7 protein-coding genes and 1 tRNA gene are annotated in these 11832 nt (G+C 63.7%); 4 read left to right on the top strand and 4 right to left on the bottom strand.

All coding sequences use genetic code 11. The annotated features are described in order from the left end of the window. The first annotated feature begins 331 nt into the window (after positions 1–331). Positions 332–829 (top strand): toll/interleukin-1 receptor domain-containing protein, encoded by a 498-nt coding sequence (locus tag ADL05_RS09080; RefSeq protein WP_053616443.1) that lies wholly within the window; start codon positions 332–334, stop codon positions 827–829. Positions 830–1310: 481 nt separating this feature from the next. On the opposite strand, the gene ADL05_RS29505 is transcribed toward ADL05_RS09080, so the two are convergent. The 3 genes from ADL05_RS29505 to ADL05_RS09075 all read right to left on the bottom strand — a co-directional run bounded on the left by ADL05_RS29505 (position 1311) and on the right by ADL05_RS09075 (position 4661). Then, entirely contained in the window at positions 1311–3287 is a 1977-nt protein-coding gene (locus ADL05_RS29505) for a DUF4209 domain-containing protein (protein ID WP_156365776.1), read from the bottom strand. Between the two features lie 273 nt (positions 3288–3560). Next, on the bottom strand, positions 3561–3956 hold the full coding sequence (locus ADL05_RS29500) for a hypothetical protein (protein WP_231640671.1): 396 nt from the start codon (positions 3954–3956) through the stop codon (positions 3561–3563). 75 nt (positions 3957–4031) lie between these two features. After that, on the bottom strand, positions 4032–4661 hold the full coding sequence (locus tag ADL05_RS09075) for a hypothetical protein (RefSeq protein ID WP_053616442.1): 630 nt from the start codon (positions 4659–4661) through the stop codon (positions 4032–4034). 220 nt (positions 4662–4881) lie between these two features. On the opposite strand from ADL05_RS09075, the gene ADL05_RS09070 reads away from it, so the two are divergent. Together ADL05_RS09070 and ADL05_RS09065 are read left to right on the top strand one after the other, a co-directional pair. Beyond that, a complete protein-coding gene (locus ADL05_RS09070; protein WP_156365775.1) occupies positions 4882–5295 on the top strand; it encodes a hypothetical protein in 414 nt (137 codons plus the stop codon). 264 nt (positions 5296–5559) lie between these two features. Beyond that, positions 5560–5640 (top strand) — tRNA-Arg (locus ADL05_RS09065). Between the two features lie 332 nt (positions 5641–5972). Here ADL05_RS09065 and ADL05_RS09060 read toward each other — a convergent pair. After that, complete coding sequence (locus ADL05_RS09060) at positions 5973–9776, bottom strand: CHAT domain-containing protein (protein WP_197285734.1); 3804 nt, start codon at positions 9774–9776, stop codon at positions 5973–5975. A gap of 664 nt (positions 9777–10440) precedes the next feature. Here ADL05_RS09060 and ADL05_RS09050 point away from each other — a divergent pair. Further along, the gene (locus ADL05_RS09050) at positions 10441–11340 is read left to right on the top strand and encodes a hypothetical protein (RefSeq protein ID WP_197285733.1); all 900 of its coding nucleotides are present in this window, start codon (positions 10441–10443) and stop codon (positions 11338–11340) included. Positions 11341–11832: the final 492 nt, after the last annotated feature.

The following is an 11832-nucleotide window of genomic DNA, read 5'->3' as shown; positions in this document are numbered from 1 at the left end:
GCTACGCTTGTGGCCGTTGCTGTGCCCGGGGAACGACCGGATCAGCGGGATGCCGCCTAGCCGACTCCATCAGATAACCATTTACCAGGGCAAACCGGATCTACAGCTGGAGTAGTAAGATCATCGTATGGCGCAATGCACAGCACCGTACCAAGGCCACCGAACCGCGAGTGGAGCGGAGAACTGCCCCGCGTGTGGAGGTAGGGGAGGCTACCGATCGTCGTACTCCTATGGCAGTGGGGCGTCGTATGGCGGCAGTGGCGGATCGGGGTACAGCAGCTCGTCCGGAGGCAGCGGCGGAGGTTCGCGTCAGACTAGGACCGGCCGGTCGGTGTCGTATAGTCCGACCGAATGGCTCACTGTCGAACCCTTCACCAGGAAGGCGAGCGAGCAGGCGCAGACGCACCCGGAACGCCGCGACCTCTTTCTGTGCCACGCTTGGGACGACCGCGAAGGCAGTGCGAAGGAGTTGTACGGCCACCTGAAGACGAACCGCGCTTCGGTGTGGTTCAGCGAAGAGGACCTCCCACTTGGTTCGCTCATGATCCGCGAGATCGACAAGGGGCTACGAAACTCCCGCGTCGGGATCGTGCTGGTCACACCTGCGTTGCTCAGGAGTATTGAGTCCGAGGGTGTGGCCGAGAAGGAGCTTTCCGTGTTGCTCTCGACACGCCGCGTCATACCCGTCTTGCACGAAGTGGGCTTCGACGACCTGAACAACGTCAGCCCGATGCTGGCCTCGCACGCTGGGCTGAGCACGAAGGATTCGTCGTTGGATAGCGTTGCAGCCAAGGTCGCCGCCGCTGCTGCAGCGCTCCCTGCAGCCTAGAGCTGGAAGTGCGGCAGGTCGTGATCGGCCACGCCGAGGCTCGCCAGTCTCAGTTCGACCTCTGCTGAGGCACGCACGCTGCAACCGCTTCGCTTTGAGGTAGCCAGTTTCTGGCGCGGATCTATCCAGCCGTTAGGCACCGTCAGCACCGCCGGATCGACTTCGCCGCCCTCGACTCCCGCACCCGGCGCAGACCCTCACGGGCCGCCTCCCGGGACATGATCCAGCTCCAGCGAGAAGTACCAACTCCATGTCCTCGGCTCACCAGCCCAGGGCACCGACCCTCCCGAGCCTTCACACCCCTCACACCAGGGCACCCGCACCGCTTGTACACCGAACCCGATCCAGACACAACGAACACCCCCACAAACCAGTGTCCGCTCCAGAACGGGATAGAGGCGATGCCCCCTGTCCGAGGGTGACGGGAGGCGATCCCGTCAGTCAACAGGAAGTAGTCTCAAAGAAACTCAATGCAGTTCAGCTATTTTTCCCGTTCCTTCTCACCCGCGCTTGCGGAATCGGATTCAGCTTTGCGCATGCGATAAACTGGACCAATTACGATCCGGAGGCAAAGCCACCACGCATAGACGGCACTAAAGCTCCAAGCCTCTCCATCCGTGGCGATTCCGTGGGCCAAGTTGTTTCGCAAGTTGGCGCCTTGCTGATCGCACAGCAATGCTCGAAGTTCCAGAACCAGACCCGCTCCCAAGGCCTCCATGGCTTCCGGCATCTCCAGGAGAGCTGATAGGCCCTTTTCTGTTTCCACTCCAGATTTGTCGACAAGCAATGTATAGACACCACGTGACTTCAGAACCAAGCGCACTAGCTGCTCAAGCTGCGGGACGAGCATGAAAGACGCTGAAGCGTAGTCACCTCCAAGTCCATGCAAAAGACCTCGTGCCCACAATCCCGCCTGCCCCTCAGGCACAAATGGCGACTCTCGACAGATATCGAATAGAAATGACTGATCAAAGCGATGCTCAAGAAGGATGACTTCCTGCGCAGGCAAAATCATCGCCTTGCCGACAACCTCGACGCGACCTCCGAAATCTCGCACGACATGGGACCAGACATCCGATTCAGCAGCACCTTGAATAACAGATTCAACATCGATAGATTCTTGACGCCCTTCACTTCCCGAATGCGAGCTAGTGGCAACCTTCCGACCATCACGCGCGTAGGTGGAGCGACGAGCGATCTGGTCAACAATACTCTCAGAAGAGAGACTCACAGCATTTGAGATAGCCTGTCCAGCGTTAGTCAGAGGGTGAATACCACCCAGCCGTTCCAACGCCTCGAGACGACCCCTTCCAGCTACAGCAGAACGCGCCCTCTGCATATACTCAGAAAGATCTATACCCTCACTCTCAATCAGAACCATTTCCTCGAGAGTATCCAATCGAGTATCCGACAATCGGATTCGAAGATCAGACAGGCGCCCCTCCAAGCCAGCATCTCTTCTGAATTTTCGCGGAAGAGAACTCAGCACTGCCACTGCCTTTTCAAGAAAGTGGCCAGCAGCCATAGCGCTCGACAAATCTCCGGACTGCCGCTGATCCGCCTCCGCAACATAGGCGTCGGCCACTCGCGCGATGCAATTATTAGCAGCCTCCTGCTCAGAAGCACGACCAAACCAGGACGCCGCTTGGCGATTCAAAGATCGAGCTAGCCTGTACTTCTTTTCGTCGGCAGCTTCGATCGCCAAGTGCAAACAGTGATCGGCTATAGGTCGGGCTTCCTCCGGGGGGACCTTAGCGCATTGGAATAGCAGTTCAGAAAGCTGAACAGGCAGGAAGGAGTCCTCAATCTCGCAGGACAGGACCTTGGATCTGACTGCCTGCCTCATCTCCTCGACTCGCTCCTGCTCTCCCTTACCGCGCCGCAATGCCAATTCGAAAGCACGCCGCCATGAGTCCCGGCCGCCATGAAACCAAGAAGGATGTTCAAGCGGACTCTGTTGGTAGGAATCGATAGCTGTTGCCAGAAGATCATGGTTCCCTCGATCACCGTAAGTCCAGGCGATATCGGCCACCCGAGCACGCAATCCAGTGTGTTCTATTAGAGGTGCCAAGCGTGCCAGAAGTGCAATCTGATCGGGTGTCAGATCTGTTGGAATCGGTGTGCGACTGCCACCGAACTGGATTGCTGGCTCGTATGGCTCAACCCAGTTTTCCGGCACGAGCATGGGGGAGGTTACCATCGCTAAAACTTCTAGGATCGCACGCTTCGGATCTGCGGATTCAGTTTCCTTTGCAATTGATTCGAATCGGCTTGACATCAACACAACATCAGTGTCCTTGACAGCGTTGATGATTCCTGCCAACCAGGATCGATCGATCTCCTCGGGACTGCCCGATGCTGATGGGTTAGAATTTTTCGTCATCATTTTATCCTGTTCTATTCTTACTGTTCGAATCCTGTCGGGTACGCCACAAAACTCCAGTTCACGGCCCTGCACGGCCGCGACTCAGCAGAGCCGCCCTCCTGGTGGGAGCAGGGTAGGACGAGCTGGGACAGGACTCCTCTGGCCGTGCCATCACCCGCATGGGGCTGATCAGCACTGAGCTGCTCAGGTGTTCGCGGGCAGGAGCATCACGACAAGATCCCCCGCTATGGGAGCACGTTCGCCGATCACGGCGAGAGAGCACCCGGTTTTACCGCATAGCGATCGCATGAGCCTTCGGATCTTCCGCGCGCTGCAAGACATCCATGCCGAGCGGCAGCCTTCCATTCAGTGGGAGGCGTAGTAGCTGTGTACCTTCTTGACTTGACCGGCCCAGAAGGCTTCCTTTTGGGCACTGGAAGGATTTGGAGACAGTTCTCCAAGTTCCGATGCTAATTTGTAGAAGCCCGTTCCGGCGTCGTTCGCATTCAGGTATACGACAATCGCAGATATCATGGCTTGCACCTCTGAGCGGGTTCGCTCCACTGCGGCCCCGAGTAGATGCCCCATTGCCGCCCTGTCTGCGTCGCTTGAGAAGTCGAAGGCACGCTGTCCTGTCCGCCGCACCAGGACGGAATTCAGTTCCGTGTAACTCGTAAGACGCTCCAAACGTGACTGCTCTTCGAGGAACGTCACGGTCTCCTCGATCAGCTCTTCCCATTCACCCTCGGCCCTGCCGTACACACGTACTCCCTCCAGGTCATCTCATATCCAGTCGTCCGTTTTCGTACTAGGCTTGTCCAGTAAACACAACAGCACCTAGCTCCATTCTGCAATCGCCGCATCGACGTCATCCCACAGCGGCCCTTCATCACCCTCTGACTCGCCTGGCACCTCCCAGCGGATCACAGTGCCCGCCATATCGTCCACGTAGGACAGGTTTCCGGCCCCCTGCTCGGGGATATCGAAGTACACCAGGCCAGAGCGGGCACCCTCATCAGGTAGGAACGGCTCACCGTAGAAGCCCTGCTCGTGGCCAGTCCACGGCGGATCGCCGCTGTCGCTGCGACCGAGCTGCTGGCCATCGGCTCGCCATGTGAACCCGGTGCCGTCGACCCAGCTCAGACTTTCGGAGGAAGTCAGCGCGGTAGCGTCGAACTGGACGATGACGTACACGCCGGAAGGCGCCATGTCCTCCTCAGTTAGACCCTCACCGTCGTAGTAGCGGATAGCCACTGGGACGAGCTCGACCTCAGTGCCGTTGTCGCCGAGGACTGTGGCCGCCTCACCCCAGGGCAGCGGCTCAGCGGGCACCTCCGTGGCGGCGTCAGTGGGAGATCCGATCTCCTCATCTGTCAGTGAGGGCTCCTCGGGGGCGGTCTCGCCGCCGCAGCCGACCAAGGCGACCAGTGCCGCAGCTGCGGCCATGGTGAAGACCTGACGGCGCATGTACGTCTCCGTTCTCGTGGGCGGTGAAGGGAGACTAGGTGCGCCCCCGCGAGTTACGGGCGAGTACGGCGGATCTGGTATGCCCAGTGCTTCGTGAATGCGGACATCTGGGCACTGATGAGCGTCCGTTCCACCGTTGGCCCGACGCCGCTTGGCCTTGCGTAGATGAACGGCACCCGGTTCTTACAAGCCTCGATACGGGGCGGCTGGCCTGCTGGGCGTGGAAGCCCATGTGGGTCAGCCCTTTTCGGAAGGCCCGGCCAGGCTGACAGATGTTGGCGGAGGTGTCCTGGTGCTCGGCGTGGGCGGGGCCGGCCACGACAGCCACCACCTCATTCGAGGTGACCAGGCCGTCATTGTCGAACAGCGCCTGCAGCTCGCACAGCAGGAAACGGTCGCATTCGAAGGGCGCCAGGAAGGCGTCATCCACCACGGCTGTGATGGCGTCGTCCAGGGCGGCGAAGCTGAACCACACCACACGCCTGTCCTGCACAACATCCACAGCAGCGGGCCGAACGGCGTCGGGGGTGAGCACGAACAGGTACCGGCCCGGCCCTCCTCCCAGGTTCGCCAGGTGACCACGAAACTGCTGCGCATCGACCGTGCCGCGGGCGTCTTGACCTCAAACAGATAGATGAAGTCCGCAGAGATCCGTACCTCGGGGATCGACCTCTTTGCGGCCCTGGGCTGGTTAGTGAGGGTAACCGTCTCCAAGGTGGCCTCGCCCGAAGCGCGAGGTGGGCCGGCGTTCTCGCGAGGACCTCGCGAGGTGCCATCGGACGCCGCCAGGGGCCGGTGTGTGCTCCGTTTATGCTCCGCAGTTCCGTACTGGCACGGCACCGGACGGCATCCCTTGACACGAAACGACAGTGGTGATCGGATGGGTAGGGACGAAACGGCACCCCGTGGCACGTAGAGGCACGAAGTCACCGGACTTCTAATCCGACGGTCGCAGGTTCGAATCCTGCCGGGTGCGCCACAAAACCCCAGGTCAGACGGGGTGCGCGAGTCGAACAGACGAGGCGCGAGGCCCGGATCCGGGCCTGAAATGCTCCATGTGTGCTCCCCAGTGCAAGGTCCAGTACAGGTGGAGAGCCACCTCGCGGAGCATTTTGCCTGTGCGTGACCATGATGCCCCGCCCAGGGGCGCCCCACCAATGCCCGATCAAGTCGCGAACACGGCCCTGTACCGCCGCGTACGCCCCCAACACCCGCAGTCCTACCTCAGAGAGGGCCAACCGGGCGTGTCAGCCGCCCACATGCCCCGGCACGGCAGCGACCCCCAACCCTTCGAAGGGACACCATCGCGAGTCAGGCGCCGGTGTGCAGATAGGACGCCCAAAGCGATGGCACCTTGATCCGGTCGTATCCTTCGGGGAGATCCACCCCATCCCGTACGGCCCGGATGGCGGCATGCAACGCGTAGGGGGCCCGGTCGGGCTCCAGCTCACCGTTGGGGCCGCGTAGATGGGTATAGAAGGCATCGGCGACCGTGACCGCGATCCGATCGTTGATTTCCCATAGGGTGCCCACCACGTGCGGGAATCCCGCCAGTTGGAAGGCCGAGACCACATGGATCGCCTCATCAAGAAGATCGTCGGCCTCGATGGCCGCGGTCTTGCAAGCCGAGAGGTAGGCCAGCCTTGCCTCGTCAAGGCGGACCGGGCCCAGGCTGGCCACTGTCAACGGATCCCGGGTGTGATCACACAGCAGCAGTCGGCTCTGCGAGGGATCGGCCGGGTCGCTGACCCCGTGGCAGGCGAAGTGCGCGATCGCGCATTCGGGAAGGCGCTGCAGCACGCTGGCCTTGGTCGGCACCACTGACCGATCACCGCCTGCCGCATCGGGGTCGGGGGCGCGCAGCACGGTTGCGCCGGGCAGGTGACCGCTCGCTGCGGCAGCCTCATCCGCAACATGCGGGAGCGCAGCGTGGCCGGGCAAGTCCGGAGTGGTGGGCATTGCCACGACCAGCGCTCGATCGATCGGCTCCGTCACGGTCGAGGAACCGGCGGTGCGGTGGCGGGCATAGCGCAGCGCCCGCACCGTTGGCGTGTAGGAGGAGACCACCCGGTCCATCACCGTGCGCCGTCCCGCAGCGGCCGAGTCACTGTGGTACCCGGCGGCGTGCAGTGGCAGCAGGCCCAGCAGCCCGCCGGGCACCCACCATACCCGCGGCCAGGCACTGCCTTCCGCAGGTTCGCCGCGGTAACCCAACGCCTGCAGCACCGGGCCGGTAGCCGCATCCCACAACCACCCCAAAGTGTCTACCAGTGTCTGCTCCGCGGCCATCCGTTCGGAGCGGTTATCTGCCTGCAGGGCGGTGGAGCGGGCTCGGTGGAAGGAGTTGACCCTCTCCACCACGGTGTGCCGTGTCAGACCGGGCAGTTCCAGGTGGCTGATTCCGGCGGTGGTAACCAGTAGCGCGTCACATCGCTCGGGGCCGGTAGTGAACACCACCACAGGCCCCTGGTGAGCCTGGGCTGACAGCTCCTGAGCCGGGGGTACCGCCCCAAAGGAAGCGAACCCTTCCATGGAGCGAATGCACTCTATGGTTTCGATGAACTCCCTGGCCAGGCGGTGCCGATCAACCGCCCGCTCCGTTGGGGCGCCGATCGGCGCGCCGTCAACAACCTGATTCGACCCGATGGGCGCATCGGACTCGGTGATACCTGGCGTGGACAGCCGCAGTCCGGTGTCCTCGTGTCCGGGCTGGTCGAGGCGATCGCGCAACTCGACGAACCGGGCCGCCAATCGGGGATGCTGCTCGTAGAGCTCGCTCAGGTCGCTGCGGGCTTCCAGGGCCTGGCTGAGCAGAACGCCTCGCCCGGCCTCCAGGACTCCCAGGGCCTGCTCTGCGCGCTCGCGCCTACTCGCTCGGGGATCAACCAGAGCCAGCGCGGCGGCCTGCCCGGCCAGCCCGGCGAAACCGCCCAGCGCATGCTGCTGGTCGCCACGGCCCAATTGGTGCGGGGCCACCTGGGGCAACAGCTCCACCGCCTCCCGCAGCCGCGTGGCCGCCACCGCCGGATCGGAGGAGGCCATCAGGTGCGCTGCCGATCGCGCGGCTCGAATCCGCATGGAGGGAGGCGCCGACACCACCTGCCAGGCGTCGGTGTAGGCTGCCGCCGCCTCGTCCCGATCCTGCTGCGAACCTGTTCGCTTAAACCGGGTCCGCAACGCGAATCCGAGATTGCTCAGCACCCCGGCCCGGTCGGGGTGGTCATCGGGAACGGCCTGCACCGCCTGCTCCCCAACCGTAACTGCCCTGTCCAGGTCCTCCAACGCGCCCATTCGCTCAGACCGGGTCTGCAACGCGAAGCTGAGATTGCTCAACATCCCGACTCGTTCAGGGTGATCGTCAGGAGCGGCCCGCACCGCCTGCTCCCCAACCACAACCGCCTCAGTCAGATCCCTCAATGCACCCGTGCGCTCAAACCGGGCCCGCAATGCAGCGCCGACATTGGAGAGGTAACCTGCCTGATCTGGGTGGCCATCGGGAGCGGCTAGCGCCGCGTCCCGCAAAGCGCCGATCGCCTCCTCCAAATCCACCAACACACCCGTGCGCTCAAACCGGGAATGCAACGCGAGACCGAGGTTGTTCAGCATCGCGGCCCACCCAGGGTGGCCATCCGGAGTAGCCCGCGCCGCGTCCCGCAAAGCGCCGATCGCCTCCTCCAAATCCACCAACACACCCATACGCCCAAACCGGACCTGCAACGCGCGCCCAAGACTCCTTAGCATGTCGGCCTGGCCGGGATAGCCATCGGGAGTAGCGCGCACCGCGTCCCGTAAAGCGGTGATCGCCTCCTCCGAATCCCCCAACACACCCGTGCGCTCGAACCGGACCTGTAACGCACCGCCGAGGTTCGACAGCAATGCGGCCCGCATAGGGTGGCCATCGGGGGTGACCCGCACCGCGTCCCGCAAAGTACCGATCGCCTCCTCCGAATCCCCCAACACACCCGTGCGCTCGAACCGGGAATGCAGCACAGTGGCGAGGTTGTTGAGCACCCGGATCCGGTCGGGATGGCCATCAGGGGTGGCCCGCGTCGCGTCCCGCAAAGCGCCGATCGCCTCCTCCAAATCGCCTAGTACATCCATTCGCTCAAACCGGCCCCCCAACACATTGCCGAGGTTGTTGAGCACCCGGGCCCGGTCGGGGTGGCCATCGGGAACCGCCTGTACCGCGTTCCGCGATGTCTGGACCGCCTCGTCCAGGTCCCCCAACGCACCCGTGCGCTCGAACCGGGAATGCAACGCACTGCCGAGGTTCGACAGCAACGCGGCCTGATTGGGGTGGCCATCGGGAACCGCCCGTACCGCGTTCCGCAATGCCTGGACCGCCTCGTCCAGGTCCCCCAACGCACCCGTGCGCTCGAACCGGGAATGCAGCACAGTGGCGAGGTTGTCGAGCACCCGGATCCGGTCGGGATGGCCATCAGGAGTGGCCCGCGCCCTGCTCCGTGCAACCGTGATCAACCTATCCAGATCCTCCAACGCACCCGTGTTCTCAAATCGAGCCTGCAACGCGAGACCCAGGTTGGTCAGCGTCACGGCCCGGTGGGGGTGGCCATCAGGAATGACCCGCACCGCCTGCTCCCCAACCGCAACCGCCTCGTCCAAATCCCCCAACCCACCCGTGCACTCGAACCGGGCAAGCAACGCGAGACCCAGGTTGTTCAGCATCCCGGCCCGATCGGGGTGGTCATCGGGAGTGGCGTTGGTGAGGCGCTGCCACGCCTGTACCCCGATGGTGAGCATCGATGGGTCGGAGGAGCCCTGCGCCTGCCGGGCCAGGTGGTGTGCGGCCTCAGCGAGTGTCTGTAGTAGCGGCCCGGGGACGGGTGTGAAGTCAGCTAGGAAGCAGGGCAGGAGGGTCTCTGCCGCAGTTTGGGCAGCGACCTGGCCAGCCGCCTTGGGCAGGGCAAGGTACCCGTACCACTGGCACCAGCCCAGGACGTGGCGGACTTCAAGATCCTCTGGGTCCTCTTGTAGGAGCTCGGTCAAGTCCCGGGCCTGGCTAAGCGCTTGCGGTTCCAGCACCATAGAGAAGTCACCGGTGTCCTCGACCCGTCGAAGCCGTGCCCGCATCGCGGCCAGTCGCTGTTCGCGCACTCGTTCTCCCCTGCCTGGATTGCCGATCCGTCCTGGGATGCTAGCTCCACCAAACCCCGGCGTATGGGGGATTCGCTCCGATAGGCTCGGTCCGTTCCGCTCGCCGAACCGGTCCGGGCCGGCTTGGGTGTGCCAATCGACGCAGAAACGGACGAGAACGGTATGGGCGAAGCGCCAGAGAGGCAACGGGACTATGTGACGGTGATGCTGGCCATCATCTGTGCCCACACCGACCAGATCCGCGCCACGCTCGGACACGATCCACAAGGAGCGTCGCTGGTGGAGGAAGTTCTGCAAGCCGCTCATGTCGGCACAGACGTGTCCACGGCGCTGCACACCCTAGACGCGGTGCTTCAGACTCTTGGCGACGCACACGGGGTGTATGCCTACGCCGAGAAGAAGGGCCCGAACTCCTACACCCGGGGGGGTGGTGACCACGAGCACCGGCGCCCGCGGCCTGCACCTGGCCGGGATCGATAGCGCCCGCCCCGGCGAGGCCGACTACAGGTGCCCGACCAGGTTGTGTGCGAGGTCCTGGCGACCCAACCCCGCCAGCGAGGTTCCCGCCTGCCATGTCAGCGGTGACCCACTGCGCCGCACATCTCTGGCTTAGCCGATGGGCGGGCTATTGGCGGCGCTGGGGAGCAAGCTCACCGAGCAGTGGGTGAGTCTGCTGGCCCTGCCCGGAGCCTTCTACCTGGCCGTGGCGGCCAGTGCGCGCACCCTGGGTCACGCCCATGCCCTGGACCCGGTCTTCCTTGCCGACACCATCACCGCCCACGCTGCCGATCCGCGCGTGGACACCCTCGGCGGCCAGGTGGCTGTCTTCGCCGCCATCGTGGTCGGCAGCGCCGCGGTGGGGCTGCTCGCCCAAGCCTTGGGCGGGCTCATCGAACGCCTCTGGCTCGCCTCCGACTGGCAGGGGTGGCCACCCCCACTGCCCCGCCTGATAGAGCGGTGGGTCGCCGCCCGCCACGAGCACTGGGCCGCCCGGCGCCGCACATTGGACGAGGCCGCTCATTTCCACGATGGGCAGCGGGGTAGTGCTTTGGTCTCCTACCGGGGAGCCTATGACCAGATGGCGCGCATCTCCCCAGAAGCGCCAGCGAGGCCGACCTGGTGCGGGGACCGGCTCAACGCCATCACCCTGCGTTTGCAGCGCGACCATGACCTCGACGTGGCGGTGGTATGGCCGTACCTGTGGTTGATCCTGCCCGCCGAGGTGACTACCCAGGTCAGCGCGGCCCGCCTGGACCTGACCCGCACCATTGGCCTGGCCGCCTGGGCGGTGCTGTACCTCCCCTTGGCCGTGTGGTGGTGGCCCAGCGCGCTCATCACCGTTGTGCTCGGCGCAATCAGCTGGTGGAAAACCCGCACGGCCACCCACACCTACGCCATTCTCATCGAGGCCACCATCCGGCTGCACGCAGGAGATGTGGCCAACCGCTTGGGGATAGAACACACTGGGCTGCTCACCACACACGTGGGCGCCGAACTCACTCGCCGCCTGCAAGGCAGCCTCCCCCCGAACGTCGCACCCCCAACGAACACCACGGCGGCGTGAACCATCTGACTTCCTCCCCAAGCCAGCGACCGTTATTGACCCGCTCTCTAGCGCTCAGCCGCCCTGATGCTCTCCCGTACCTAGTACACCTCGCCCCAAAGGACCCATCGCCACGCAGAGAATCGGCCCCGCACCAATCACTGAGAACGGGCCGCAAACCTACAGCTCCCAGGACAGCTGGAGCCCCAATCTGGCCTACCGCCAAGAGTTCGATGACAGCGAGGGCGCAGCAGAGACATAGTACGGCGTCTTCAGCGCGCTGTACGAGCTCGGCCGGTTGTACGAGACCAAGAACTTCTCGCTACCACAGGGCGTCTGCATCAGTGGATCAGCCGTATGATCCATTCCATCCAGGGGACCTTTGATCCGATGGGATAACACCCTCGGGCACGAGGAAACCTTGAGAATGGAGGGGTGGTCCAGGGGGTCTGGGCGAGGCTGACGAGAAAATGCCGCTCATGGCTCCTGGGGTATGGCCACCCGACCCCTGGA

Source organism: Nocardiopsis sp. NRRL B-16309 (genome assembly GCF_001279585.1).
In the GTDB taxonomy this organism is placed as follows: domain Bacteria; phylum Actinomycetota; class Actinomycetes; order Streptosporangiales; family Streptosporangiaceae; genus Nocardiopsis.
The sequence above is the reverse complement of the archived record's forward strand: the minus strand, read 5'-3'. Positions and strand labels throughout refer to the sequence as shown.

Bases quoted from the DNA above. Each gene is read 5' to 3' on its own strand.
- ADL05_RS09075 (WP_053616442.1), bottom strand. From the start codon at position 4,661: ATGCGCCGTCAGGTCTTCACCATGGCCGCAGCTGCGGCACTGGTCGCC.